Source organism: Cupriavidus oxalaticus, assembly GCF_016894385.1.
Taxonomy (GTDB): domain Bacteria; phylum Pseudomonadota; class Gammaproteobacteria; order Burkholderiales; family Burkholderiaceae; genus Cupriavidus; species Cupriavidus oxalaticus.
In genome coordinates, this window is record NZ_CP069812.1 from 2,829,655 (window position 1) to 2,855,775 (window position 26,121).

Below are 26,121 nucleotides of genomic sequence, written 5' to 3' on the forward strand. Positions count from 1 at the left end.
CTTGGCGCCGGCCGCTAGGAAGCGGCGCCGTTGTTCTGGTTTTCTGGTGCTGCGGGACCGGCGCGCGTCAGCGCACCGGGAAATGCCGTTGCAGGAAAGCGAGCACGGGCGCGTTGAAGGCCGCGGGCCGCTCCATGCAGGCCAGGTGGCCGACATCGGGCAGGCAGTGGTATTCGGCGCCGGGGATGCGCTGCGCCATGCGCTGCATCACCTCGGGCGAGGCGTTGGTGTCGTGCTGGCCGGCCAGCGCCAGCACCGGCACGGCGATGTGCGGCAGCGCGTCGCGCTGGTTGAAGCGCACCAGCGCGCCCAGCGCGGCGCGGTAGGCGGGCGCGGGCACGGCAGCCATCACGCTCGTGGCGAAGGCCACCGCGGGCGCCTCGGCGTCCGGCGCCACCATCGTGCGCACCAGCCCCGCCGCCATCTCGGCCATGCTCTTGCCGGCGTCCAGCGGCGCGGTGCGCGCGGCGACGAACTCGCGCTGCCACGGCCCGTCGCCCTTGCCGAACGCGGGCGAGGTGCCGGACAGCACCATGCCGTCGACCAGCGCCGGCGTGGCGGCATACGCCTGCTGCGCCACCATGCCGCCCATGCTGTGGCCGAGCAGCACCACGCGCCGGCCGGCCTCGCGCTCGGCCTGCAGCAGCGGCGCCAGCGCGCGGGCCAGGCCGTCGAAGTCATAGGGATCGATCATGGCGCTGTCGCCATAGCCGGGCATGTCCCACGCCAGCGCGCGGTAGCCGGCCTGCGCCAGCGCTTCGCCCTGCGCCGGCCACGCGGCCTTGCCGCCGCCGATGCCGTGCAGCATCACGACCGCGACCGGGCCCTCGCCCCATTCCAGCGTGGCGATACCGTTGCCGTGCTTGCGGAGGACCGGGGCGCTCATGCCGACACCTCCACCAGCTGGCCTGCCTCGACTTCATTGCGGCCATCGAGCGAGACCGTGCAGTTGCGCAGCGGCAGGTCGAAATGGCCCAGCGTATGGCGGCCCGCCACCTCGTTGGCGCCGGTGGAGAACAGGAAGTTGCCGCCGAACGCGCGCAGCTCGGTGCCGTTGCAGTCGCGCTTGTCGTAGAACGTCAGCGCATCCCAGCGCGCCGTCCGGTTCAGGCCCCAGCCGACGTGCGAGACCGCATACGCGTCGCGCGTGCCCTCGCGGTCGGCCCAGGCCTGGTAGTAGCCGCGCATCATGTCGGCGTCGACGCCCTGCCCTTCGACGCCGACGATGTAGTCGTCCTCGATATGGCAGACCACGGTGTCGCGCAGGTAGGTCTTGAAGGTCAGGTTGACGTCGCCCGGCGCCAGCACCAGCGTGCCGTTGACCTGGCGGCTGGCCGGGAACGCCAGGCACAGGCCGCCCGGCCAGTGCGAGACCTGCCCCGGCTTGCTGCAGAAGCCCCAGACGCCGCCCACGCGGGCGTCGGCCAGGCCGATGCGCAGCTCGGTGCCGGCGGCGGAATGCACGCGCATTGCCTGCGCGCCGCGCAGGCGCTTCATCGCGGCGCGCACGGTGCCTTCCAGCGCCGGGTCGGGCTGGCAGCGCTCCAGGATCTCCGGGTGTTCGTTGCTGACCATCAGCATGCGCGGCACCACGCCGTCGGCGCCGCGCAGGATCAGCGGCAGCTCGGGCGCATGCAGCAGGCCTTCGACGGTGCAGTCGAGCACCAGGTGGCAGCGGGACAGCGCGGCCACGACCGGGGCGAGGTGTTGCAGGGCATCGCTGGCGCCGGTCGAGCGTACCGGCGCCGGCGCGCTGAGTGCCGGCGTCGGCACCTGGATCCGCACCGGCGTGGCGCCCAGCGACTGCACCGCCAGTTCGGCCAAGGCCACGTTGACAGGGCGGGATTGCGACTCCGTTACAATTCCAACGACTTCCGCGCCCTGCAGGGCACAGAGTTCCAGGGTGCGCCGGAACGCCGCCAGCCAGCGGTGTTCGATCTGCTCGATGAGCATGTCTTGTCTCCTGCCTGTTATCGTGGCGGCATGCGCCGCACTGTTTTTGCGCCTCGACCGACACCCGCTGCAGGGCGGCGTGTCAGCGGACTTGGTTGAAGTCCCTGGCGCGAATAATATATATGAAATTTCATGAACTCCAGTGGAGCCCCCATGGGCATGCCTGAGGCCCAGCCACGGATCGCCAACGCCGCCGCCGCACCGGACTTCGATGCGCAGCATTTCCGCCGCACGCTGTCGCAGTTCGCGACTGGCGTGACGGTGATCACCACGCGCGCCAGCGCCGAATCGGTCGCGGCCGGCGCGCCGCCGTTCATCGGCATCACCGCCAGCTCGTTCAACTCGGTGTCGCTGGACCCGCCGCTGGTGCTGTGGAGCATGGCCACGCGCGCCAACAGCCTGCCGATGTTCCGCGACGGCACCCACTACATCATCAATGTGCTGTCGTCGTCGCAACTGGACCTGTGCCAGCGCTTCGCCACACTGAAGGGCGACCGTTTCGCAGGCGTCGACTACCGGCTGTCGGCCACCGGCCTGCCGATCCTGGCCAATGCGCTGGCCTGGTTCGAATGCCATAACCGCAGCCGCTACGACGAGGGCGACCATGTGATCTTCGTCGGCGAGGTGGAGCGCTGCGGCGTGCTCGAAGGCCCGGACGGCCCGCTGGTGTTCCAGGGCGGGCAGTTTTCCACCACCAGTCCGCTCGAGCCCTGAGCGCGCGCGGCCCATCATGGCGGACCAGCCTTTCGTCGACGGCTACCTGGCCTACCTGCTGGCCCGGGCCAGCCACCTGATTTCCGGCGAATTCCACCGCGAGGTCGAGGCCCGCGGCCTGTCCGTGCCGGAATGGCGCGTGCTGGCAACGCTGGCCGACCGCGATGACTGCACCATCGGCGCGCTGGCCGAAATCACGCTGACCAAGCAGCCCACGCTGACCAAGCTGGTCGACCGCATGGCCGCCGAGGGGCTGGTCAGGCGCACCGCCGGCACCACCGACCGCCGCCATGCGCTGATCTCGATCACGCCGCACGGGCTGGCGCTGGCCCGGCCGCTGCTGGAACGCGCCGCGCAGCATGAGCGCGCGGTGCTGAACGATTTCGGGCCCGAGCAGGGGGCGCAGCTCAAGGAAACGCTGCGGCAGCTGATCGCGCTGCACACGCAGCGCTAGGCGCCTTCCCCGCCCGCCTTCAGGATCGCCAGCGGCGAGCTGTCGGTCTTGATCCGCTGCAGCACGATGTTCGAGCGGATATCCATCACGCCCTTGGTGCGGTACAGCCGGTTCACGATGAAGTCCGAGTAGTGCTTCAGGTTGCGCGCCTGCACGCGCAAAATGTAGTTGCTGTCGCCGGTGATGATGTATGCCGACAGCACCTCGGGCCACGACTGCACCGCGGCGATAAAGGTGTCGTGCCAGCCCTCCACGTCATGGCGCATCGACACCTGCACAATGGCCTCCAACTCAAGCCCGAGTTGCTCGGCATCGAACCAGGCGCGGTAGCCGCCGATCACCCCCGACTCTTCCAGCAGCCGCACGCGGCGCAGGCATGCCGAAGGCGACAGCGCCACCCGATCGGCCAGGTCCTGGTTGCTGATGCGGCCGTTCTCCTGCAGGCAGGTAAGGATGCGCAAATCGATAGGATCGAGGGTCATTCGAATTTCCTGCGATGTTTTTTTAGATCTTCGAATTTTATGCGAAAGATGGCGTGCATGACCGCTCATTTCGCAAGCCTCTTCCCGGCAAATTTGTCTAATATGCCGACATCGAGGCAGACAACGACGGCACCGCCGCCCCATGACATGACCGCCCCCAGACAAGACCCGCGCCGGCTGTGGGACATCAGCCCGCCGCTATCCCCGGCCACCCCGGTGTGGCCCGGCGACACCCCCTTCCAGCAGGCCCCCGCCTGGCAGATGGACGAACACTGCCCGGTCAATGTCGGCCGCATCACGCTGTCGCCGCACACCGGCGCCCACGCCGACGCGCCGCTGCACTATGCCGCCGATGGCGCGCCGATCGGCGACGTGCCGCTGGCGCCGTACCTCGGCATCTGCCGGGTGATCCACTGCATCGGCGCAGCGCCGGTGGTGGAGCCGCGCCATGTCGAACATGCCCTGCAGGACCTGCCGCCGCGCGTGCTGCTGCGCACCTACCGTCAGGCGCCGCTGGCGCAGTGGGACCCTGCTTTCTGTGCCGTCGCCGCCGACACCATCGCGCTGCTCGCTTCGCATGGCGTGCAACTGGTCGGCATCGACACGCCTTCGCTCGATCCGCAGGCATCCAAGACCATGGACGCGCACAACGCCGTGCGCCGGCATGGGCTGGCGATCCTGGAAGGCATCGTGCTGGATGACGTCGCCGAAGGCGACTATGAGCTGATCGCGCTGCCGCTGCGCTTTGCCGGGCTCGATGCCAGCCCGGTGCGCGCCGTGCTGCGCAGCCTGGACTGAACGCTTCAAAACTTCACACATACCCACCATCAAGACATGACGACCATTGACCGCGAGCACTGTCTGCAGCTCGACCAGCAAGACCCGCTGCGCCCCCTGCGCGAGCAATTCGCCCTGCCCGAGGGCGTGATCTACCTCGATGGCAACTCGCTCGGCGCCCGCCCGCGCGCCGCCGCCGCGCGTGCCGCCCAGGTGGTGGCCGAGGAATGGGGCGATGGCCTGATCCGCAGCTGGAACACCGCCGGCTGGTTCGAACTGCCGCAGCGGCTGGGTAACAAGCTCGCGCCGCTGGTCGGCGCCGGCGAGAATGAAGTGGTGGTGACCGACACCACCTCGATCAACCTGTTCAAGGTGCTGGCCGCCGCGCTGCGCGTGCAGCAGACGCGCGATCCGGCGCGCAAGGTGATCGTGTCCGAGGCCAGCAACTTCCCGACCGACCTCTATATCGCCCAGGGCCTGGCCGACCTGCTGCAGCAGGGCTACTCGCTGCGTCTCGTCAACTCGCCGGCCGAGATCGACGCCGCCGTCGGCGCCGATACCGCGGTGCTGATGCTGACGCACGTCAACTACCAGAGCGGCGAGATGCTCGACATGGCCGCGCTGACCGAACTGGCCCATGCGCGCGGCGCGCTGACCGTGTGGGACCTGTGCCACTCCGCGGGCGCCGTGCCGGTCAACCTGAAGGCGTCCGGCGCCGACTACGCCATCGGCTGCACCTACAAGTACCTGAACGGCGGCCCGGGCTCGCCCGCGTTCGTGTGGGTCGCGCCGGCGCTGCGCGATGCGTTCTGGCAGCCGCTGTCGGGCTGGTGGGGCCACGCCGCACCGTTCGCGATGGAACCGCAGTACCGACCGGTCGAAGGCGTGCGCCGCTTCCTGTGCGGCACGCAGCCGGTCACGTCGCTGGCGATGGTCGAGTGCGGGCTGGACATCTATGCCCAGACCAGCATGCAAGTGCTACGCGCCAAGTCGCTGCTCCTGACCGACCTCTTTATTGAACTGGTGGAAGCGCGCTGCGGCCACCATCCGCTGACGCTGGTCACGCCGCGCGAGCACGCGCGCCGCGGCAGCCAGGTGAGCTGGGAACATCCGGAAGGCTATGCCGTGGTGCAGGCGCTGATCGAGCGCGGCGTCATCGGCGACTACCGCGAGCCGCGCATCGCGCGCTTCGGCTTCACGCCGCTGTACACCAGCTTCACCGAAGTCTGGGATGCGGTGGAAATCCTGCGCGATGTGCTGGACAGCGGCGCGTATCGCGATGCGCGCTTCCAGGTGCGCGGCCAGGTGACCTGATCGGGAGTTGCATCATGAGTGAAATCAAGGGATGCCCCTTCTCGGGCGCGGCGAGCGTATCGCAAACGGCAGCGCAGGGCGATGACTGGCATGGCGCGCAGATGGATTTTGCCAGGGACATGAGCTATGGCGACTATCTCGGCCTGGACCAGATCCTGAGCGCGCAGCACCCGCTGTCGCCGGATCACAACGAAATGCTGTTTATCGTGCAGCACCAGACCACCGAGCTGTGGATGAAGCTGATGCTGCACGAGCTGCGCGCCGCGCGCGAATCGGTCAAGGCCGACAGCCTGCCGCCGGCATTCAAGATGCTGACACGCGTGTCGCGCATCATGGACCAGCTGGTGCAGGCGTGGAACGTGCTGGCGACGATGACGCCGCCGGAGTATTCGGCGATGCGGCCTTACCTGGGGATGTCGTCCGGCTTCCAGTCGTACCAGTATCGGGAAATCGAATTCATCCTCGGCAACAAGAATGCGGCCATGCTGAAGCCGCATGCGCATCGGGCCGAGCATCTGGCGCTGGTGGAGATGGCGTTGAAGACGCCCTCTCTTTATGACGAAGCCATCCGCCTGATGGCGCGGCGCGGGTTTGCGATCGATGCGGAATGCGTCGAGCGCGACTGGACGCAGCCTGCCGGCTACAACGCTTCGGTTGAGGCGGCCTGGCTGGAGGTCTATCGCAATCCTTCCGCCCACTGGGAACTGTATGAACTTGGCGAAAAGTTCGTCGACCTGGAGGATTCGTTCCGGCAATGGCGGTTCCGGCATGTGACGACGGTTGAACGCGTGATCGGGTTCAAGCGTGGCACGGGCGGCACCGAGGGCGTCAGCTATTTGCGGAAGATGCTGGATGTGGTGTTGTTTCCGGAGCTGTGGAGGTTGAGGACGGATCTTTGATCCCTGGTCCTCGCGTTCCGGGGATTGCGGGCCTGTCATCTACCCGATGACAGGCCCTGAGACGCCCGGCAGAAGCCAACTAAACCCCGTCCGACAACCTGCCAGCCAGCGCCACCAGCGCCGGCGCCAGCGTCCGGTGGAACACCTCTTCCTCCACGGCCCCATATGAAGCGCTGCAACTCAGCATATGCAGATCCTTCTCCCCGACGGGCCGAAACGCCACCGCGCAGGCATGAATCGCCGGATGCCAATCCCGGAATGACGACGCATACCCGCGCTGCTGCGCATCGGCCAACGCCACCCGCGTCGGTCCTTCCTGCTGCTTCCACTGCTCGGGAAACGCCTGGCTGAACTCGGCCAGCACCCGATCCCGCCGCGCCGGCGGCAGCGCCGCCAGATATGCCCGTCCCATCGAACTGGACACCAGCGACAGCCGCGAGCCCACCCCCAGCCCCAGCATCACGCCGGCGTCGTTGCGGATCGATTCGAGGTAGATCACCTCCATCCGCTCACGCTTGCCAAGCGACACCGACACGCCGTACGACTGCGCAAACGCCAGCATATGCGGCCGCGCCAGCGCCACCACGTCGGACGCCGACAGATACGCATACCCCAGCGCCAGCACCCCGGCATCGAGCGCGTACTTGCCCAGGCTGTCGTCGTAGCGCAGGTAACCCAACTGCACCAGCGTGCCGGCCAGCCGGCTGACCGTGGCTTTGGGAAACCCGGTGCGGCGCACGAAATCCTGGTTGCCAAGCATCGCCTCGCCGGTACGGAAACAGCGCAGCAGCTCCAGCCCGCGCGCCAGCGCGGTGACGAAATTGGGATCGCTCTCCCGCACCGGCGTGTCTGGCGTCGGTGCGTCGTTCGAAAGTGACGGACTGTTCAAGATGTGCTCCTCTCTGATCGGCGGTTGTCCGCTCATCGCACAAGGCATCGGTGGCTTGGGGTTTTGCCTGTTGCACGGCAAACCCATTGCGATATACTAATTCAACGGAACACAGTTCCGCAATGCGGAACCGAAAAATCCTCCGCAAGATCCACCGAACCCGATACTCCGGAAGCATCCGCGCCAGTCGCCCCGCTTCCACCGCGCCACCGAAGGAGACCTGCATGGCTGCCAACGCCGAATTCCACTGGGCCGATCCCCTGCTGCTCGACCAGCAACTGACCGCCGACGAACGCGCCGTGCGTGATGCCTCCGCGGCGTACTGCCAGGACAAGCTGATGCCGCGCGTGCTGCAGTCGTTCCGCAACGAGAAGACCGACGTCGAGATCTTCCGCGAGATGGGCGAACTGGGCCTGCTCGGCCCGACCATCCCCGAGCAATACGGCGGCCCCGGCCTAAACTACGTCAGCTATGGCCTGATCGCCCGTGAAGTCGAGCGCGTCGATTCGGGCTACCGCTCGATGATGAGCGTGCAGTCGTCGCTGGTGATGGTGCCGATCTATGAATTCGGCACCGAAGCGCAGAAGCAGAAGTACCTGCCCAAGCTGGCCACCGGCGAGTGGATCGGCTGCTTTGGCCTGACCGAGCCGAACCACGGCTCCGACCCGGGCTCGATGGTCACCCGCGCCAAGAAGGTCGACGGCGGCTATGAGCTGACCGGCGCCAAGATGTGGATCACCAACTCGCCGATCGCCGACGTGTTCGTGGTCTGGGCCAAGCTGCAAGGCGAAGACGGCAAGGAAGACATCCGCGGCTTTATCCTGGAAAAGGGCTGGAAGGGCCTGTCGGCACCGGCCATCCACGGCAAGGTCGGCCTGCGCACCTCGATCACCGGCGAGATCGTGCTGGACCAGGTGTTCGTGCCGGAAGAGAACATCATGCCGGGCGTGAAGGGCCTGAAGGGTCCGTTCACCTGCCTGAACTCGGCCCGCTACGGCATCGCCTGGGGCGCGCTGGGCGCCGCCGAATTCTGCTGGCATACCGCACGCCAGTACACGCTGGACCGCAAGCAGTTCGGCCGCCCGCTGGCCCAGACGCAACTGGTGCAGAAGAAGCTGGCCGACATGCAGACCGAGATCACGCTGGGCCTGCAGGGCTGCCTGCGCCTGGGCCGCATGAAGGACGAGGGCACCGCCGCGGTGGAAATCACCTCGATCATGAAGCGCAACTCGTGCGGCAAGTCGCTGGACATCGCCCGCGTGGCGCGCGACATGCTGGGCGGCAATGGCATCTCGGACGAGTTCGGCGTGATCCGCCACGTGGTGAACCTGGAAGTGGTCAACACCTACGAAGGCACGCACGACATCCACGCGCTGATCCTGGGCCGCGCCCAGACCGGCCTCCAGGCATTCTTCTGAAGCCTCCGTAACCAGCGCTTTACGAACAGGACGGAAAAAGGCCCGGCTGCAAAGCCGGGCCAAGCACACTACCAAGGAGACGACGAGGCTGCCCCCGTCGATAAAACACCTGTTCTGGACGCCGGCCCCGCAACATGCGGGGCCGCGTCCGTTTGATCGTCATGCCTTGCCGGGTTGCGGCGTCAGCCGCAGGTATGGCCGCACGGCCGTATAGCCCTTCGGGAATTTTTCGCGGATGACAGCCTCGTCCTTCAGCGAGGGCACGATCACCACGTCGTCGCCATCCTGCCAGTTGCCGGGCGTGGCCACGCTATGGCTGTCGGTCAGCTGCAGCGAGTCGATGACGCGCAGGATCTCGTTGAAGTTGCGCCCCGTGCTGGCCGGGTAGGTGATGATCAGGCGCACCTTCTTCTTCGGGTCGATGATGAACAGCGAGCGCACCGTCAGGGTCTCGCTGGCGTTCGGATGGATCATGTCGTACAGCTGCGAAACCCTGCGGTCGCCGTCGGCAAGGATCGGGAAATTGACCGTGGTCGACTGGGTCTCGTTGATGTCGCGGATCCAGCCGTGGTGCGATTCCACGCCATCGACCGACAGCGCGATCGCCTTGACGCCGCGGCGCGCGAACTCGTCCTTCAGCTTGGCCGTGAGGCCCAGTTCGGTGGTGCACACCGGTGTGTAGTCGGCGGGGTGCGAGAACAGCACGCCCCAGCCGTCGCCGAGCCACTCGTGGAAGCGGATGCGGCCCTCGCTCGAATCCTGCTCGAAGTCCGGGGCGATATCGCCGAGACGCAATGCCATGTTCAGATCTCCTGATTTCGAAGTGGAACCAGAGTATCCCGATTGATATCCAACCCAAACGAATATAAAGTCACTACAAAATCACTCGTCGTCATATAGACATTTTCTGACAGTCTTTTCGCGCGCTTTCGGGCATGCTGGCAATGGCCTCGCCGATACCGGCGCTGAGGCGCGTGGCCTTGAAACCACCGTCGCCCGCCACATATGCTAAGTATCAGACAGACAATGCCGTTAGCCTCGGAGCGTAGAAAATGTCAGAATCCGCACAAACCGAACCAACCGCCCGCAACCAGGAGAAACTGATGAGCGATGTCAAGACCGTACTGTCCGACGCCGAGGAGCTGCTGAAGCAAGCCGCTTCGACCACCGGCGAAAAAGCCGCCGAACTGCGCGAGCGCGGCATGGGTCTGCTCAAGCAAGCCAAAGAAAAAGCCCAGGACCTGCAGGATGCCGTCGTGACCAAGAGCAAGGCAGCCGCTCGCGCCACCGACGACTACGTGCACGACCACCCGTGGCGCGCCGTGGGCGTGGCGGCCGGCGTGGGTCTGCTGGTCGGTCTGCTGCTGAACCGCAAGTAAGCGGCTGAAGTCCCGGTGCGGCGCCAGTTGCCGCACCCGAGCGGCAACCCGGGCGAGGCGCGGGTTGCCAGAGGCCCGGGGGCCCGCACAGCGGCGCCCGGCCCCGTCCGCAGAAAGGCACGCCCGGCCAGGCCGGCGTGCCGCTTTCACGCCGGAGCCGCCGAGCGAATCCATGAGCGAACCCACCCCCTCTCCCAAATTGCTGGAATCCGTGCGCAACCTCCTCAACTCGGTGGTTGCCATGGTCCAGACCCGACTGGAACTTGCCAGCGTCGAATTCGCCGAGGAACGCACGCGCCTGATGAAGGTCGCGCTGCTGGCCTGCTTCGGGCTGGTGTTCTTCGGCATCGCGCTGGTCACCTTTACCGCGCTCGTCGCCATCCTGTTCTGGAACAGCTACGGCTGGCAGGCGCTGGGCGTGCTGGTGCTCATCTACCTGCTGCTGTGCGCCGGCTGCCTGGCGTACGCGCGCAACCTGGTGCGCAACGCCCCGCCGATGTTCGAGGCCACGCTCGCCGAAATCGACAAAGACCGGGAGATCCTGCGCCGATGACCACCCTGGAACCCGACGAAGGCGCCAAGGAGCGCAACCGCCGCGAGCATGCCCGGCCTGTCCGCTTCACGCAGGAAGTCCGTTTGCCACTCGAGGTGCGCAAGGAGCTGCTGCTCACGCGCGCGGCGCTGGAACGCCACGACTGCGTGCAGGCGCTGCACCAGGTACGCGGCGGCGCGCGCCGGCTGGGCAACATCGCCAGCTGGCTGCCGCGCATCGCGCGGCCCGGCTCGTGGATGAAGGTGGCGGGCGTGACCAAGGACTACCCGCTGCTGAGCACCGCGGTGACGCTGGCGCTGCCGCTGCTCCGGCGCACGCCGGTGCTGCGCTGGACCTGGAAGCTGTCCAAGGTCGGCCTGGCGGCTGGCGCGGCATACTGGGTCTACAACACCTGGCGCGATGCCAGACGGCAGGCAATTCCGCCTGCCACCGCGCCGGACACCACGGCTTCCCCGGCACCGGGCGCGGCTCCGGCCGACACCGGCTTCCGCGACCCGCTCGTCCCCTGAGCCTCGGGATAGAGGCTGTTTTCCGAACGGGAGGTAAACGACAAAGGCCTGCGCAATGCGCAGGCCTTTGTGTACTTCGAATGCTGGTGGGTCGTGCGTGACTCGAACACGCGACCAACGGATTAAAAGTCCGCTGCTCTACCGACTGAGCTAACGACCCGAAAAAACAGAACCGCGATTATAGTGACACACTTCTCGGCGTGTCAAGGGTTCGCCGCGTGCGGTGTTCACACCATACGTTCCAGCCGCCACATCTGGTAGCGGAACGCCAGCACCGCGCCCAGCAGGATGCCGGCCAGCGCGATAAACGACCCGATCGCCAGCGTCGAGACGCCCGACAGCCCCTGCCCCACCGTGCAGCCCAGCGCGGTCACGCCGCCCGCGCCCATCAGGATGCCGCCGACCATATGGTTGGCCACGTCCTCGGCATTGCCGAAACCTTCCCAGCGGAACGTGCGCGTGGCCAGCGCATAGACCGCCGCGCCGGCGATCACGCCGAACACGCTGACGATGCCGATGGTCAGCACCTTGCTCTTGTCGCTGAACAGCATCAGCCAGTCGAGCGTATAGGCGTAAGGCGCGACGAAGCTCAGGCTTTCCATGCGGCCGGAGTTGGTCGACACAAACAATTCTTCGAGCGTATTCGGATCCTCGGCAACGTAGCCCAGGTGGCCCGACACGTACCACATCGCCACGATGATCAGCCCGACGCCGATGCCGCCGAGCAGGTTGTCGAACGAGCGGAAGCCGCGGCCCGCCAGTGCCCACACCACCAGCACCCCGCCCAGCAGCAGCCCGAGGCCAAGCTGCAGCGCGCCGCGCGCCACGCCCGAGCCCTGCGCCAGCAGCGACGGCAGGTCCTGCGTGGTCGGCAGCGTGAGCGCCACCGCGTCGACGGTATTGACGCGCACCACGCCGAACAGGCCACGCAGCGTCATGTACGCCGACAGCCCCAGGAACACGAACACCACCAGCGACTTCAGGTTGCCTGCGCCGATGCGCACCAGCGTCTTGCTGCCGCAGCCCGATGCCAGCACCATGCCGAAGCCGAACATCAGCCCGCCCGCCAGCGCCGACAGCCAGCCCAGCTTGCTGGCGGTGTAGATGGTCTTGGTCGGGTCGACCGCGCCGGTCCAGGCCAGCACGCCGGTGCCGATCATGGCCACCCCGATCGCCAGGCCCCACATGCGCGCGCGGGTCCAGTCGCCCATGTTGACCACGTCGGAGACCGCGCCCATGGTGCAGAAGTGCGTGCGCTGCAGGACCGCGCCGAACAGGAAGGTCAGGACGAACGTGCTCAGCAGCACGGTGCGCGAGAGCGCGGCAAGGTCGATTTCAGGCATGTCGTTGGGAGGGGGACGGCTTCTGGCGGCGTTCGGTTCGGTATGTTCAGGCAGCGCCCTGGTAGCGGGTCGGGTCGGGCACGCCGGCGGCCTCGAAGCCGGCGCGGCGGATGCGGCACGAGTCGCACACCCCGCAGGCGCGGCCGTCGTCGTCGGCCTGGTAGCACGACACCGTCAGGCCGTAATCGACGCCCAGGCCGATGCCGGCGCGGATGATCTCGGCCTTGGTCATGTCGATGATGGGCGCGTGCACGCGGAAGCGGTCGCCCTCGACGCCCGCCTTGGTGGCGAGGTTGGCCAGGGTTTCGTAGGCGGCGACGTACTCGGGCCGGCAATCGGGGTAGCCGGAGTAGTCCACCGCATTGGCACCGAAGAACAGGTCGCGCCCGCCCACGGCCTCGGCCCAGCCGAGCGCCAGCGACAGCATGATGGTGTTGCGCGCCGGCACGTAGGTGACGGGGATGCCGCCGGTGGCGCCGTCGGTGGGCACTTCCAGCGCGTCGTCGGTCAGCGCCGAACCGCCGAAGCGGCGCAGGTCGAGGCCGACGATTTCGTGGCGGGTAGCGCCCAGCGCCGCGGCCACGCGCTTGGCGGCCTCCAGTTCGGACGAGTGGCGCTGGCCATAGCGCATCGACAGCGCGTAGGTCTCGAAACCCTGGGCGCGGGCCATGGCAAGTACGGTGGCGGAGTCGAGTCCGCCGGAAAGCAGGACGATGGCGCGTTTGGTCATGGTGCGGGGGGCGCACCGGGGGCGGCGCGCAAGAACATTCAGGCGAATCGCATATTCTAGCGCGACAAACGAAAAAGGCCCGCCGAAGCGAACCTTGGCGGGCCTTGCAGCAGCGGGCGGCGCGCTGGCGCCGACGCTTACTTCAGCGTCTTCAGCCGGTTGCTCGCCGCCTGCGCGCCTTCGGTGCCGGGATACTTGGCCACCACCTGCTCCAGCGTCTTGCGCGCGGCCGCCTTCTGGCCGGACTCGAGCTGGTTGTTGGCAATGGCGATCATCGCGTCCGGCACCTTGGGGTGTGTCGGGTTGGCGTTGACCATGTTCTGCAGCACGAAGGTGGACCCCTTGTAGTCGCGCTGCGCATACAGCGAGTTGCCGAGCCAGTACTGTGCCAGCGGCAGGTACGGGCTCTGCGGGTACTTCTTGACGAACGCCGAGAACGAATTCCCGGCGCTCTTGAAGTCGCCCGCCTGGAACTGCTTGAGCGCGGCATCGTACTCGGGCTTTTCGCCCGGCTGCGCCACGCCTTCGCGGCCTTCGACCGTGACCTGTTGCGGCTCGAATTTCTTCAGGCGCCCATCGAGGTCGGCGTAGTAGTCCTTCTGCTGCTTCTGCAGCGTGTCCACCGTGTTCTGCAGCACTTCGTTCTGGCCGCGCAGCCGCGCCACTTCCTGGCGCAGGCCCTCGAGCTGGTTCTGCATGTCGAGCGTGGTGCGGCTGTTCTGCTCGATGCGCTGCGTGGCGGTCGCCTGGAACGCATTGAACTGGTCGCGCAGGTTGATGACCGCCTTGCGTGCCTCGTCATCGTCGAACACACCGGCCTGCGCCTGCGCGAGCGGGAGCATGCCGCCGCCGGCGACGGCGGCAAGCAACAACAGGGTGGAAACGCGTGCTTTCATGGAGGGTCAGTCCGCAGATCAGTAGTTGATGTCCGCGCGGCGGTTTTCCGCCCACGAGGCTTCATCGTGGCCGGTGGCCTTGGGCTTTTCCTTGCCCAGGCTCACGGCTTCCATCTGGCCGTCGGACACGCCCATCGAGGCCAGCGAACGGCGCACGGCTTCGGCGCGCTTCTGGCCCAGCGCGAGGTTGTACTCGCTGGTGCCGCGCTCGTCGGTATTGCCCTGGATCAGGATCTTGCGGCCCTTGTTGCTGCCCAGGTACTTGGCGTGCTCGGTCAGCATGCCCTGGTAGTCGGACTTGACGGTGTAGCTGTCGAAGTCGAAGTACACGCTGCGCTTGGCCAGCGGGCTGTTCGGGTCGTTCAGCGGATCGGCGGCGGTCACCGGCGTGACGGCGCGCGGGTCCGCACCCGTGCCGGCCTTGCCGGCGCCAGTGGCGGTGTCGTCCAGCTTGACGCCGGAGCTGCAGGCGCCCAGGGCCAGCAGTGCGGCGACGGCAAGGGTTTTGCTCATCAGTTGGGGCATGGTGAATGACTCCTGTTATTGCATGAAAGGACCCCAGGACGGCTCGCGAACATCGCCGGACTGGAGGGACAGAACCTGCCGGGTACGCCCGTCAGTGGACACCGCCGCCAGCACCGCGCGACCGCCCACGCGGGTGGCATAGAGAATGTACTTGCCGTTGGCGGCGAAGCTCGGGGCCTCGTCGTTGGCCGTATCCGTCAGCGACGTCACGTCGCCGTTGCTCAGGTCCTGCAGTTGCAGCTTGAAGCCGCCCGCGCGCGAGATGTACGCCAGGTACTTGCCGTCCGGCGAGACGCGCGGGCTTACGTTGTAGCTGCCCTTGAAGGTGACACGCTGCGCGCCGCCGGCCTCTTCGCCGCCGGCGGGCATGCGATAGACCTGCGGCGCACCGCCGCGGTCGCTGGTGAAGTAGATGCTGCGGCCATCGGGCGAGTACTGCGGCTCGGTGTCGATGGCGCTGCTGCGCGACAGGCGGCGGATGCCCGAACCGTCGGCGTTCACCTGGTAGATCTGGGTATTGCCGTCGCGCGACAGCGCCAGCGCCAGGCGCTGGCCGTCAGGCGACCACGACGGCGCGCTGTTGTTGCCCTTCTGGTTCGACACCAGCGTGCGCTTGCCGCTGGCGAGGTCGTGCACGTACACCACCGGCTTCTTGGCTTCGAACGAGACATAGGCCACGCGGCGGCCATCCGGCGACCACGACGGCGAGATGATCGGCTCGTTGCTGCTCAGCGCCACCTGCGAGTTCTGGCCGTCCGAGTCAGAGATCAGCAGCTGGTACTTGCCGCCCACCTTCGACACGTACGACAGGCGCGTGGCAAACACGCCGCGCTCGCCCAGCAGCTTTTCATAGATGTAGTCGGCGATCTTGTGCGCGGTCACGCGCAGCTGGCCCTGGTTGACGGTGAAGGCCAGTCCGCCCAGGCTCTGGCCCTTGACCGTGTCGTACAGGCGGAAACGCACCTCGTACTGGCCACCGCCGGCCGGGGTCACGCTGCCGGCGACGAAGGCGTCGGCGCCGCGCGACTTCCAGCTGCCCAGGTCGACATTGGCGGATTCCGCCACCGTGGCGCCGCCCGGGTCGACATTGCGCAGGCGGCCGCTGCGCGCCAGGTCGGCGCGAATGATCGCGGTCAGGTTCTGCGGGGCCTGGGCCTCGCCCTGGAAATTGGCGGTAGCAACCGGGATCTGGCTGGAGCCGACCCCGGAGATCTCAACGTTGAGCTGCGCGTGCGCGGCGCCGGCGGCCACGGTCAGTGCCGCGGCCAGCCAAGCCATCAGCGCGCGGCGTCCCGCCCGGTGGGCGGCTCGTTGGTTTGCATGGTGCCGCCTCTCGGACAGCCAGTTGGGGGCCCAAAGCTTTCGCATGCTGCTCCTCAGTCGATTTCAAGATTCGTCGGGCACGGCAGGAATCAGGCAGTCGGCAACACGGGCAGGACCGCGCATGGCGCATCCCCGTTGTGCGTGCGGTCTGCACACTGCCGGCTGCGTCAGGCAACCTGCCATGGTAGCGATGGGACTGGAAGCCGGCGATGAAGGTTGCATTATGTTGCAAATCATGGCGTGCCGGTCACTCAGTCCTTTGGCCGGAAGGTAATGGTAAAGCTGGCTGGCGCCTTGCCGTCCTCGTCGCGCGGCAGCGGGTCGGAACGCTCGACCGCGCGCAGCACGGCGTTGTCCCACGACGAATTGCCGCTGGACTTGGACAGCCGCGCCGACATCAGCGAGCCGTCCGGTGCCAGCCGCACCGATACCACCGCGCTCGGGTTGGCTGCCAGGTCTTCCGTGAACACGATATTCGGCTTCACGCGGCGGCGCACGCGGTCGGCATAGCCCGGCGACGCCTTGCCGCCGCCACCGGCGCCCGCGCCGGTCGTGCTGCCCACGCCACCGCCACCGGCACCGCCGCCGGCCAGCGCCTGCAGGCGCGCCAGCTCGCTCTTGCGCTGTGCATTGGCAGCCGCCTCCGCCTGCGCCCTGGCCTTGGCATCGGCCTGTGCCTTGGCCTTGGCATCGGCCTGTGCCTTGGCCTTGGCATCCGCCTGCGCCCTGGCCTTGGCGTCCGCGGCTTCCTTGCGCTCGCGCTCGGCCTGTTCCTTGCGATCCTGCTCCTGCTGCGCGGCCTTTTTCTTCGCGTCTTCCTTGCGCTGCGCTTCCTTGCGCTCGGCCTCCTTGCGTTCGGCTTCCTTGCGCGCCGCGTCCTTGCGAGCTTCTTCCTTCCGCGCCTCTTCCTTGCGCGATGCCTCCTTGCGCTCGGCCTCCTTGCGGGCCGCTTCCTTGCGCTCGGCTTCCTCGCGCGCGGCGGCCTCGGCCTGGCGCTTCTTCTTCTCGAGCGCGATGTCGGCGTCTTCCTCGACCTTGCTCTTCACCTGCGGCGCCGGCGGGGCGGGCACCGGGCGCGGCTGCACCACCGGCTGGGGCTCGGGCTCGCGTGGCGGCGGCGGCGGTGCGGTGGCAGCGGGAATCTCCTCCCACAGCTCGGCCTCGGCGCCGACCGGCGTGCTGCTCTGCCAGTGCACGCCGTAATACAGCACGATGCCCAGCAGCAGGTGCATGACGAGCGCGAGCAGGAAGGAACGCATGGTTCCCCGCTCTTTCACCGGCTGGTAGGGAGAGGCGGCGACGGTATTCATCAGGCGCAACGGCAATCGCAATGGCTGTCAGTCGGGCGCATCAATGCGGCATTCGATACGGGTTCAACGCGGGTTCAACGCAAGTTCAACGCGTCAGGAAGTCTTGGACTTGACCATCAGGCCCACGCGCTTGACGCCGTCGGCCTTCAGGACCGACATGACATCGAGCACGGCTTCATACTTCACCGAACGGTCGGCGGCGATCACCACCGGCTGGTCCGGGTTCTCGTTCTGGCGCTGGTGCACGAAATCGAGCAGGCCCTGCTTGTCGAGCTTGCGCTCGAAGGCATTGCCGGCGCTGTCCTGGCCACGCGCGGTCAGGTCGCCGTTCTCGTGCACGGTGACGACGATCGGCGGCGCCTTCTGCTGCGGCGTGGCGTTGGCCACGGTGGGCAGGTCCACGGTGGCGGGGCTCACGATCGGCGCTGCCACCATGAAGATGACCAGCAGCACGAGCATGACGTCGATATAGGGCACGACATTGATGTCGGCGCTTGCCCGGCGGCGCGAACCGCCGCGGCGCTGAATGGCTGCCATTGCAGGACTCCTGGAAACGACGGGGGCCGGTTAGCCGTGCCGCCCGTGCTGGATTCGGTTAGCGGGTCTGCCGCTGCAGGATGTTCAGGAATTCTTCCATGAAGCTCTCGAACCGGATCGCGATGCGGTCGATCTCGGTGGCATAGCGGTTGTAGGCAATCACGGCCGGGATGGCCGCGAACAGGCCGATTGCCGTCGCCACCAGCGCCTCGGCAATGCCGGGCGCCACCGCCGCGAGAGTTGCCTGCTGCACATTTGACAGCCCGCGGAACGCGTTCATGATCCCCCACACCGTGCCGAACAGGCCGATATACGGGCTCACCGAGCCGACCGACGCCAGGAACGGCAGGTGCGATTCGAGCACGTCCATCTCGCGCTGGTAGGCGGCGCGCATGGCGCGGCGGGCCGCGTCGAGCAGCGCGCCCGAATCGTTGCTGCGCTCGCGCGCCTTCAGGAACTCGCCCATGCCGGATTCGAAGATCCGCTCCAGCGCGCCGGTGTTGTGGCGGTTGTTGACGGCGCTGTTATATAGCGCCTGCAGGTCGCCGCCGGCCCAGAAGTCGCGCTCGAACCCCTCGGTCTGGGTACGCGCCGAGCGCAGCGCCAGGTGCTTGCGGAAGATATAGGTCCACGAAAACAGGGACATGACGAGCAACAGCGCCATCACGGCCTGTACCAGCAGGCTGGCGTGGAGCACCAGCGTAACGATCGACATGTCTTGCGTGACGGTCACGGGATTCATCGTGCGGTCTTGATAATGGCTAGGACGGGGGCGGGAATCGGGGCGGGACGGAAAGTGCTTCGATCGACACACCCGACGCGGATGGCGCCGGATGCAAGCATCACCTCGCCACGCCAGGCTTCCTGCGCGAACTGGACCGAGGCCGGGCCAACCCGGTCGATGCGCGTGCGGATCTCGAGCTGGTCGTCGAGGCGGGCGGGTGCATTGTAGTCCACCGCCGTACTACGGACGATGAAGACCACGCCGGCTTCGTCGGCCAGCGCCTGCTGCTCGATACCGAGCGAACGCAGCCACTCGGTGCGGGCCCGTTCGAAGAACTTGAGGTAGTTGGCGTAGAACACTACGCCGCCCGCGTCGGTGTCTTCCCAGTACACCCGCAGGGTCCAGACAAAGTTTGTCATGGCCGCGATTGTAACGGAGAGCGAACGCGGTTTCGTGTAAACCCGCAGTACGAGTTTGCAACAGCAAGTTGCTGGCCAGCCCTTGACCAGCCTTGGCTGGCGGGTTGACGGCTTGCAGCGGGCGCACTCTACGCGCTACACTGCGCGCAACCATTCCACCTTGCGCGACTGGCGAAGTCAGTGGGTACTACCACGAGGAAGCGCAAGTTCTCTGGCGTGTTGTTGCACACGCCTGCCGCTCGCCTGGGCAGCGAATGGGAAGCAGGGTGCGCCCTGCGCCGACGGCTGCAAAGTGCCGCCAGCGCCGGTCGCCGCTAGCCTTCCCCGCGCGCCCTGACCGATGCTCCCGATGCTTGAATCGGATTCCCTTTTTTCAGACGAGTCTCGCCATGTTCGAACGCAGCCGTTTCACGATCGACCAGATCGACCCTGAGGTCTTTGCCGCCATCCAGAAGGAAAACCAGCGCCAGGAAGACCACATCGAGCTGATCGCCTCCGAAAACTACACCTCGCCGGCCGTGATGGCCGCGCAGGGTTCGCAACTGACCAACAAGTATGCCGAGGGCTATCCCGGCAAGCGCTACTACGGTGGCTGCGAGTTCGTCGACATGGTCGAGCAGCTCGCCATCGACCGCGTCAAGCAGCTGTTCGGCGCCGAAGCCGCCAACGTGCAGCCCAACTCGGGCTCGCAGGCCAACCAGGGCGTGTACTTCGCCGTGCTCAAGCCGGGCGACACCATCATGGGCATGAGCCTGGCCGAAGGCGGCCACCTGACCCACGGCATGGCGCTGAACATGAGCGGCAAGTGGTTCAACGTGGTCAGCTACGGCCTGAACGCGCAGGAAGACATCGACTACGACGCGCTGGAAAAGCTGGCGCAAGATAAGAAGCCCAAGCTGATCATCGCCGGCGCCTCGGCCTTCGCGCTGCGCATCGACTTCGAGCGCATCGGCAAGGTGGCCAAGTCGATCGGCGCCTACTTCATGGTGGACATGGCCCACTACGCCGGCCTGATCGCCGCGGGCGTCTACCCGAACCCGGTGCCGCACGCCGACTTCGTCACCACCACCACGCACAAGAGCCTGCGCGGCCCGCGCGGCGGCGTGATCCTGATGAAGGCCGAGCATGAGAAGGCCATCAACTCGGCGATCTTCCCCGGCATCCAGGGTGGCCCGCTGATGCACGTGATCGCCGGCAAGGCGGTGGCGTTCAAGGAAGCGCTGACGCCCGAGTTCAAGGAATACCAGCAGCAGGTGGTGAAGAACGCCGCCGTGCTGGCCGAGACCCTGATCGCGCGCGGCCTGCGCATCGTCTCGGGCCGCACCGAAAGCCACGTGATGCTGGTCGACCTGCGCGCCAAGAACATCACCGGCAAGGACGCCGAGCGCATCCTGGGCGAGGCGCACCTGACGGTGAACAAGAACGCGATTCCGAACGACCCGGAAAAGCCCTTCGTCACCTCGGGCATCCGCGTTGGCTCGCCGGCCATGACCACGCGCGGCTTCAAGGAAGAAGAGGCGCGCATCGTCGGCAACCTGATCGCCGACGTGCTGGACAACCCGCACGACGCCGCCAACATCGCCAGCGTGCGCGAGCAGGCCGCTGCCCTGACCAAGCGTTTCCCGGTCTACGGCTGATGCTTCCAGGCCACCCGCGAGGGTGGCCGGCAGCCCCGCATGCCGCGCCCTGCCCCATGACGCGGGCGGTCCGGCTTGCGGGCCTAGCCAACCCGCCTCGCCTGCGCAGGACACCCACGCGGTACAGGCGACGGCATTCAACTGAAGGTGGTCCGGCATGAAATGCCCCTTTTGCGGTCATTCCAATACCCAGGTGCTCGACACGCGCATGTCGGAAGACGGCGATGCCGTGCGCCGGCGCCGCCGCTGCGAGTCCTGCGACCGCCGCTTCACCACCTATGAGCGGATCGAGCTGTTCTTTCCCGCCATCGTCAAGAAAAACGGTTCGCGCGTCGACTACGCGCGTGCCAAGCTGAAGGATTCGATGCGCCTGGCGCTGCGCAAGCGCCCGGTCTCGGCCGAGGCCATCGATGAAGCCATCACCCGCATCGAGGAAAGGCTGCTGTCGCTGGGCGAGAAGGAAATCGCCAGCAGCCAGGTCGGCGAGCTGGTGATGCGCGAGCTGCGCAAGCTCGACAAGATCGCCTATATCCGGTTTGCGTCGGTGTACCGGAGTTTCGAGGACGTTTCCGAATTCTCCGATGTGCTCGCCGAAGTGACCGCGGGCAACAGCAAGCGCTGAGCGCCCTGCCCCACCGTCAACGTTCCCAGCAGTTCTGCAGATAAGCGGCGGGATTCGCCCCGACCGCGTTCAGCCGCGTGCCCGCCTGGTCCAGCAGGTAGGTGCCGCAGGCATCCGCCGCATCGGCCGGCACGGCCTGCAGCACATAGCCGTTCGCCGTCAGCGAATTGGCCACCAGCGAGATGTTGTAGCGCACCCGGTTGCTGTCGCGCGGCGAGGTGCGGAACGCCGCCGGCAAGGCAAACGCCGCCCCGGCGCTGTCCTGGTCATAGCGCCCGTTGACCGAGCGGAAGCGCTCCAGCTGCTGCGCCGCCTCGGTCATCATGCCGCGCGCATCGGTGCGGTAGCCGCGCCGCACATGCTCGGTGTAGTTGGGGATGGCGATGGCGGCGAGGATGCCGAGGATCGATACCGCGACCATCAGCTCGATCAGCGTCATGCCGCCCATGGTCCGCACGCGGCGGCTACGGTACCCGTTCATTGCGAGATCTGCCTCCACGACAGCCGGTTGCGGGCGATATTGCCTTTCTCCACCACGCTGATGACATCGCCCGTGGTGGCGCTGGCGACCTTGAGGTGGTCGCTGCCGCCGCTGCCCCCGGTAAAGATGGTCGAGCCGAAGTTGCCCTGCTGCGCGATGCCCGATACCACCAGCACCTTGTCGTTGACCTTGATGTTGTCGTCGCCGTCGACCTTGCCGTCGCCGTTGACGTCGAGCACCGCGTACGGCAGCGCGGCGCCGGTCAGCGCGGCAAAGTCGAGCAGGTTGGAACTGATGCCGCCGACGCACTCGTCGGTCGACGGCGTCAGCGTGGTGACGACCAGCCGCTCCGCGTCTGTCTTCGGCTTGACCACCACGCGCTCGCCCTGCGTCAGCAGATCGATGTACCAGCCGCGCCGGGTGGTGTAGTCGACCGCATTGCTGCTGAGCGTCAGGACGGGACGCGACACCCCATCCACGATCGTCGAACCCAGCGCCAGCGTCTGCGCGCGCAGGTCGCTGCGCGTCGCCGCGGCAGCATTGTTGTCCCACACGCCGTAGACCGAGTTGTAGCCGGTGGCCGCGGTATCGGCGGCATCATGGAAGCGGCCGGTGCCGAAGGTCAGCAGGAAGCCTTTCTTCGGATCCTTGGGATTGACCAGCGCGGTCGGCGCGGCGGTGATCGGCTGAGCCGTGCCCGCGGCGCTTTGCGCGGTGAACAGCGGCGCGCCCCGCGTGGTGCCCATGCGCGCGCTCCACGCCGCCGGGTTGTCGCCCGAGAGGTCGAATTTCCACAGCCGGCCTTTCAGGTCGCCGGCGTAGACCGCCTGGATGGTCAGGTTGTCGTCGTAGACCACTTCCGGACTGCCCAGTCCGTTGTTGTTGCCGGTGACGGCGGTCTCCTTCGCATCGGCATAGATCTTCTGGATGCCATTGCCGGCAAACGGGTTGGCCAGGTCGACGATATACAGCACCGCCTTGCCCGTGCCGCTCTCGTAGCCGTTGCCGAATATCGCCACCCACTTGCCACTGTTGACGCGGCCGATCACCGGCGTGCCGAAGGTATAGCCCAGGTCATTGTCGTTATCGGCGGCGATCTCCCACATGACCTTCTTCTCGTCGAAGGCCGACGGGTCGGTCACGTCGAGCGCAAACATGCCCTTGCCGCCGGCGCCCATGCCGCCGACCAGCACCGTGCGCCAGCTCGCCGTGCTTTCGCTGCCGCGGCGGATGTAGGCGTCGCCGGCGCTGGGTGTGGCATCGACGAGGAAGCGGTGGATATAGTCCGGCGAGGCCAGCGCCTTGACCGAATTGGCGCCGACGATGGCCTGATTGGGCACGTAGGCAAACTTCTCCTCCCCGGTCAATGCATCAAAGCCATGCAGCATGCCGTCATTGGCGCCGACGTAGATCATCGCGCGCCGGTTGTTGCGGTTGTTGGCGAGGAAGCCGAAGTAGCTGTTGCCGCCGTCGGCATTCAGGTAGTCATAGCCGGCGTCGGCCGCCTTCACGTAGATCGGCGACGAGTTGACGATGTCGCCCAGCACATTGGAGACCGACGTGCCGGCACCGTTGTCGGTGACGCGGTCGCGGTACTTGCCGCCATTGCGCTTTTCCAGCGAGGTGTCGCCGCGCAGGTAAGCCACGATGGTCTTGTCGCCGCCGAGCGCGGCCTTCTGCGCGCTGGAAAGCGAGGTGTCGGAGTCGCTGGACCACCTGAACGGCTTGCCCGCCGGCGCCGTACCCGGCGACCACGTATAGATCTTGCGCGACGCCGCGGCCGGCATCTGCTGGTAGGCGTTCCAGTTCTGGATCGAGAAGGTACGGTCGGCGGCGTTGAAGCTTCGCGACTGCAATTCCCCGGTCCACGCGCCAGAGCGGAAGCGCGTCAGGAACAGCGCGGTATCGGTGTTCAGCGTGGTCGCGTTGGTCGCCGCCGAAGAAGACGAACCGCTGCGCGAGGAGATCTGGGTGAGCGCGTTGTTCAGCGCCGCGGCCAGCCCGGAGGCGTCGCCCGCGCTGTAGTTGTCGGCGCGCGTATTGACCGCCGCGTGCCAGAGATCATCGATCTTGCTCTGATCGCTCGATGGCCTGGGCCACGAGATGGTGCCGGCTTTCAGCTTGGCCAGGATGGCATCGAGCACATCGTCGCGCGACGCATTGGGGTTGCCCGGCTGGTTGTTGGGATCGGACTCCAGAGATCCCTTCACGCCCAGGCCCAGGGTGAACGTGACCAGATGCTGCCAGAACGCTTCGTCGCGGGCGTTGGTCGGCACGCGGTTCTCGGTCGTGCGCAGGTCGTTGACCCAGTACTTCATCGCCACGTCGGCGAGCGTATTGGAGTAGGAATCCTTGTACGGCGTCACCGGTTGGTACTGGTATGCGGTGCCTGACACCGGCGAGATCCTCGGGCCCTTGCTGCTGTCGACATCCCCGACCGAGCTGCTGTCCGTGTAGTAGCCGTCGGTGGACAGGATGTGGTAGCTGGCGCGGCAAGCGCTCTCCTTGGTGCCGCCCGGCTCGGTCCAAGGCTGCGCATTGTTCTGGAAGTACTTGCCTACGGCTTCCATCCCGCCGAGCAGCGGTGTGCCGTTGGCGGCGATATTCAGGCTGTAGAAATCCTGGTAGAACGCCGGCTTGTTGGTGGTGGTGTCGAACGGAACCACAGGGCGGCGGATGCCGGCGTAGGACGAAGTGCCCGACCTGGTTTTGTCGTTGATGGTGGTAAAGCCGACGCGGATGGCCTCGTTCTGGCCGGAGAACGCCTGCCCTACCGCGGCGCGCATGGCCAGAATACGCGAGCGATAGTACTGGAACCAGTTGGCGAAGTTCTGGATTTCCTCGGCATATGTGCAACTGGTCGGCGCGGCGCAGTCTGAGCGCTTGCCGTTGTGGGGAAAGGTCAGGTCGGTCTTGATCTCATAACGCTTGAAGCAGTCCAGGTCCGACGTGGTCTTGTTGCAGTTGCTCAGGGCAGGATCGTATCGATAGTAAAGCGCCGGATAGAACGTTACGGTCTTCCTGGAGAAGCTCCTGCCATCGTTACTGAGCCAGTACGCCTCGACCGTCTTGTCGGCGGTGAGGTCGATCGAGCCTCTGCCCGTCAGCATCGGGTTGTAGTAGGCCTGCTTCGGGTTCGCATTGACCAGCTTGCTGGCCGGGTCGAACCAGGGCCGGTAGGTGACGTCCGGGTTGTAGTAAGAGACGTTCAGTGCCGCGGTACGGTAACGCGCCGCCGCGAGCGAGTTGCTGCTGAAGTTGACCACCGAGGCGTTGGCGCCGGAATAATAATCGTCATCCGAATCGTTTGAGTAGACCCGGCCGCCGGATGGCAACGGGAAGGCATAGATCAGCCAGTTGCCGCCACTTGGGGTCAGGTCCCAGTTCGATTCCGTCCCGTTCGGCGACAGGCTTTCGGGCGTGATCTCGAACATCATCGAGCCGGAGTCATCCAGCGTGAACATCACGTTCGGCGCCACCGACGTACTGAAGATCAGCGGCTGCTGCGACACCGCCGCATGGCCGGCCGACAGCGGCGACAGCGCGACTGCGCATGCCACCATGGCAGCGACACGCTTGCGGAACCTCTTGCCAAATGCCGTCATTGCCGTCATTGCCGTACCTCCGACTGGAGCGTGACTTGCGTCCCGGGGCTGATGCCTGTACCCAGCGCGGTGACGCGGTAGTGGATGTTGATCGCCATCCCGGTCTGCGTATTCCTGACCCGGGACGGTTTGCGGATCTCTTCGATAAAGCAGCGCGGAGCGGCCGCCGCCTCGCGCAGCGTCACGCCGTCGCTGGCAGGGATGACGATGACATTGGTATTGGGCTCGGCATTGACGCTGGTGTCCCAGTTCGAAGGCACCTCCCAGAACTGGCGGCCATTCGCGTCGAGGTAGCCGAGCTTGCGCTCGCCGCTGCTGTCGAGCGGCGGCGCTGCCGGATTCGCGATCGCACTCATATCCTTGCGATACATGCGGTTGAACAGCGCCGCCGGCTGGCCGCTCACCACCACGCCTTCGCAAAAGCGCAGGCCCAGTTCCGCCGCCTGGAATGCCACCTGGTGATCGCGGTTGTTGCCTGCCAGGCGCTCGTCGAACAGGCTGCCGCGCATGCTCCATACGGTCAGCATCGACACCACCACGATGATCACCAGCGCCACCACCAGCACCACGCCACGCGCGCGGCGCCTGCGCAGCGGCGGCCTGCCCCCTTGTCTGTCCATGCGCTGGC

At 66.6% G+C, this 26,121-nt stretch carries 28 protein-coding genes, 1 tRNA gene and 1 riboswitch; of the genes, 11 read left to right on the forward strand and 18 right to left on the reverse strand.

The window, feature by feature from the left end; genetic code table 11:
- Positions 1-67: 67 nt before the first annotated feature.
- Positions 68-886 (reverse strand): alpha/beta fold hydrolase, encoded by an 819-nt coding sequence (locus JTE92_RS25475; RefSeq protein WP_063240471.1) that lies wholly within the window; start codon positions 884-886, stop codon positions 68-70.
- Complete coding sequence (locus JTE92_RS25480) at positions 883-1,953, reverse strand: 2,5-dihydroxypyridine 5,6-dioxygenase NicX family protein (protein WP_063240472.1); 1,071 nt, start codon at positions 1,951-1,953, stop codon at positions 883-885. The genes JTE92_RS25475 and JTE92_RS25480 overlap by 4 nt, the downstream gene beginning before the upstream one ends.
- Before the next feature lie 153 nt (positions 1,954-2,106).
- Between JTE92_RS25480 and JTE92_RS25485 the strand changes: the two genes are divergently transcribed.
- A complete protein-coding gene (locus tag JTE92_RS25485; RefSeq protein WP_063240473.1) occupies positions 2,107-2,667 on the forward strand; it encodes a flavin reductase family protein in 561 nt (186 codons plus the stop codon).
- A 16-nt stretch (positions 2,668-2,683) separates the two neighbouring features.
- Entirely contained in the window at positions 2,684-3,121 is a 438-nt protein-coding gene (locus tag JTE92_RS25490; protein WP_063240474.1) for a MarR family winged helix-turn-helix transcriptional regulator, read from the forward strand.
- Here JTE92_RS25490 and JTE92_RS25495 read toward each other — a convergent pair.
- Positions 3,118-3,603, reverse strand: coding sequence for an Lrp/AsnC family transcriptional regulator (locus JTE92_RS25495; protein ID WP_063240475.1), 486 nt, complete (start codon positions 3,601-3,603; stop codon positions 3,118-3,120). The genes JTE92_RS25490 and JTE92_RS25495 overlap by 4 nt on opposite strands.
- 147 nt (positions 3,604-3,750) lie before the next feature.
- Between JTE92_RS25495 and kynB the strand changes: the two genes are divergently transcribed.
- From kynB to kynA, 3 genes are read left to right on the forward strand one after another with little or no spacing between them, the layout of a single operon-like run.
- On the forward strand, positions 3,751-4,401 hold the full coding sequence (gene kynB / locus JTE92_RS25500) for an arylformamidase (RefSeq protein WP_063240476.1): 651 nt from the start codon (positions 3,751-3,753) through the stop codon (positions 4,399-4,401).
- Between the two features lie 36 nt (positions 4,402-4,437).
- Positions 4,438-5,694: a kynureninase gene (gene kynU / locus JTE92_RS25505; protein WP_063240477.1), complete on the forward strand. Its 1,257-nt coding sequence runs from the start codon at positions 4,438-4,440 to the stop codon at positions 5,692-5,694.
- Positions 5,695-5,708: 14 nt separating this feature from the next.
- Positions 5,709-6,593, forward strand: coding sequence for a tryptophan 2,3-dioxygenase (gene kynA / locus JTE92_RS25510; RefSeq protein WP_063240478.1), 885 nt, complete (start codon positions 5,709-5,711; stop codon positions 6,591-6,593).
- Between the two features lie 79 nt (positions 6,594-6,672).
- Here kynA and JTE92_RS25515 read toward each other — a convergent pair whose 3' ends face one another.
- Complete coding sequence (locus JTE92_RS25515; protein ID WP_029045474.1) at positions 6,673-7,482, reverse strand: IclR family transcriptional regulator; 810 nt, start codon at positions 7,480-7,482, stop codon at positions 6,673-6,675.
- 224 nt (positions 7,483-7,706) lie between these two features.
- Here JTE92_RS25515 and JTE92_RS25520 point away from each other — a divergent pair, with 224 nt between their 5' ends.
- Positions 7,707-8,900, forward strand: a complete 1,194-nt coding sequence (locus tag JTE92_RS25520; protein WP_063240480.1) for an acyl-CoA dehydrogenase — start codon at positions 7,707-7,709, stop codon at positions 8,898-8,900.
- A gap of 159 nt (positions 8,901-9,059) precedes the next feature.
- Here the strand turns inward: JTE92_RS25520 and JTE92_RS25525 are convergent, their stop codons facing one another.
- Positions 9,060-9,701 carry a peroxiredoxin gene (locus JTE92_RS25525; protein ID WP_063240481.1) on the reverse strand — a complete coding sequence of 214 codons (642 nt, stop codon included), beginning with the start codon at positions 9,699-9,701 and terminating at the stop codon, positions 9,060-9,062.
- 251 nt (positions 9,702-9,952) lie between these two features.
- Here JTE92_RS25525 and JTE92_RS25530 point away from each other — a divergent pair, with 251 nt between their 5' ends.
- From JTE92_RS25530 to JTE92_RS25540, 3 genes are all read left to right on the forward strand, one after another.
- Entirely contained in the window at positions 9,953-10,279 is a 327-nt protein-coding gene (locus JTE92_RS25530) for an ElaB/YgaM/YqjD family protein (protein WP_306431118.1), read from the forward strand.
- Positions 10,280-10,451: 172 nt separating this feature from the next.
- On the forward strand, positions 10,452-10,832 hold the full coding sequence (locus JTE92_RS25535; protein WP_063240482.1) for a phage holin family protein: 381 nt from the start codon (positions 10,452-10,454) through the stop codon (positions 10,830-10,832).
- Complete coding sequence (locus tag JTE92_RS25540; RefSeq protein WP_063240483.1) at positions 10,829-11,341, forward strand: DUF3318 domain-containing protein; 513 nt, start codon at positions 10,829-10,831, stop codon at positions 11,339-11,341. The genes JTE92_RS25535 and JTE92_RS25540 overlap by 4 nt, the downstream gene beginning before the upstream one ends.
- Before the next feature lie 84 nt (positions 11,342-11,425).
- On the opposite strand, the gene JTE92_RS25545 is transcribed toward JTE92_RS25540, so the two are convergent.
- The 10 genes from JTE92_RS25545 to ybgC form a co-directional block, all read right to left on the reverse strand.
- Positions 11,426-11,501: transfer RNA gene (locus tag JTE92_RS25545), tRNA-Lys, on the reverse strand.
- A 67-nt stretch (positions 11,502-11,568) separates the two neighbouring features.
- A complete protein-coding gene (locus tag JTE92_RS25550) occupies positions 11,569-12,684 on the reverse strand; it encodes a YeeE/YedE family protein (RefSeq protein ID WP_063240484.1) in 1,116 nt (371 codons plus the stop codon).
- Positions 12,685-12,730: 46 nt separating this feature from the next.
- Entirely contained in the window at positions 12,731-13,414 is a 684-nt protein-coding gene (queC, locus tag JTE92_RS25555) for a 7-cyano-7-deazaguanine synthase QueC (RefSeq protein ID WP_063240485.1), read from the reverse strand.
- A gap of 137 nt (positions 13,415-13,551) precedes the next feature.
- On the reverse strand, positions 13,552-14,310 hold the full coding sequence (gene ybgF / locus JTE92_RS25560; protein WP_063240486.1) for a tol-pal system protein YbgF: 759 nt from the start codon (positions 14,308-14,310) through the stop codon (positions 13,552-13,554).
- A gap of 18 nt (positions 14,311-14,328) precedes the next feature.
- A complete protein-coding gene (gene pal / locus JTE92_RS25565; RefSeq protein WP_063240487.1) occupies positions 14,329-14,835 on the reverse strand; it encodes a peptidoglycan-associated lipoprotein Pal in 507 nt (168 codons plus the stop codon).
- 15 nt (positions 14,836-14,850) lie between these two features.
- Entirely contained in the window at positions 14,851-16,203 is a 1,353-nt protein-coding gene (gene tolB / locus JTE92_RS25570) for a Tol-Pal system beta propeller repeat protein TolB (protein ID WP_063240488.1), read from the reverse strand.
- 206 nt (positions 16,204-16,409) lie between these two features.
- Complete coding sequence (tolA, locus tag JTE92_RS25575) at positions 16,410-17,468, reverse strand: cell envelope integrity protein TolA (protein ID WP_063240561.1); 1,059 nt, start codon at positions 17,466-17,468, stop codon at positions 16,410-16,412.
- Positions 17,469-17,561: 93 nt separating this feature from the next.
- Positions 17,562-18,005, reverse strand: coding sequence for a protein TolR (tolR, locus tag JTE92_RS25580; RefSeq protein WP_063240489.1), 444 nt, complete (start codon positions 18,003-18,005; stop codon positions 17,562-17,564).
- A gap of 58 nt (positions 18,006-18,063) precedes the next feature.
- Positions 18,064-18,747, reverse strand: a complete 684-nt coding sequence (gene tolQ / locus JTE92_RS25585; protein WP_063240490.1) for a protein TolQ — start codon at positions 18,745-18,747, stop codon at positions 18,064-18,066.
- Entirely contained in the window at positions 18,744-19,148 is a 405-nt protein-coding gene (ybgC, locus tag JTE92_RS25590; protein ID WP_063240491.1) for a tol-pal system-associated acyl-CoA thioesterase, read from the reverse strand. Before ybgC ends, tolQ begins: the two co-directional genes overlap by 4 nt.
- Before the next feature lie 154 nt (positions 19,149-19,302).
- Positions 19,303-19,404, forward strand: a riboswitch (ZMP/ZTP riboswitch).
- 133 nt (positions 19,405-19,537) lie between these two features.
- Between ybgC and glyA the strand changes: the two genes are divergently transcribed.
- Both glyA and nrdR read left to right on the forward strand, forming a co-directional pair.
- Positions 19,538-20,785, forward strand: a complete 1,248-nt coding sequence (glyA, locus tag JTE92_RS25595) for a serine hydroxymethyltransferase (RefSeq protein ID WP_063240492.1) — start codon at positions 19,538-19,540, stop codon at positions 20,783-20,785.
- A gap of 157 nt (positions 20,786-20,942) precedes the next feature.
- Positions 20,943-21,407 (forward strand): transcriptional regulator NrdR, encoded by a 465-nt coding sequence (gene nrdR, locus JTE92_RS25600; RefSeq protein ID WP_063240493.1) that lies wholly within the window; start codon positions 20,943-20,945, stop codon positions 21,405-21,407.
- Positions 21,408-21,423: 16 nt separating this feature from the next.
- On the opposite strand, the gene JTE92_RS25605 is transcribed toward nrdR, so the two are convergent.
- The 3 genes from JTE92_RS25605 to JTE92_RS25615 are packed head-to-tail and all read right to left on the reverse strand — an operon-like array spanning position 21,424 to position 26,113.
- A complete protein-coding gene (locus JTE92_RS25605; RefSeq protein ID WP_275440465.1) occupies positions 21,424-21,888 on the reverse strand; it encodes a type IV pilin protein in 465 nt (154 codons plus the stop codon).
- Positions 21,885-25,502, reverse strand: coding sequence for a pilus assembly protein (locus JTE92_RS25610; RefSeq protein ID WP_084254712.1), 3,618 nt, complete (start codon positions 25,500-25,502; stop codon positions 21,885-21,887). Before JTE92_RS25610 ends, JTE92_RS25605 begins: the two co-directional genes overlap by 4 nt.
- The gene (locus tag JTE92_RS25615; RefSeq protein ID WP_169834841.1) at positions 25,499-26,113 is read right to left on the reverse strand and encodes a pilus assembly PilX family protein; all 615 of its coding nucleotides are present in this window, start codon (positions 26,111-26,113) and stop codon (positions 25,499-25,501) included. The genes JTE92_RS25610 and JTE92_RS25615 overlap by 4 nt, the downstream gene beginning before the upstream one ends.
- Between the last annotated feature and the right edge of the window lie 8 nt (positions 26,114-26,121).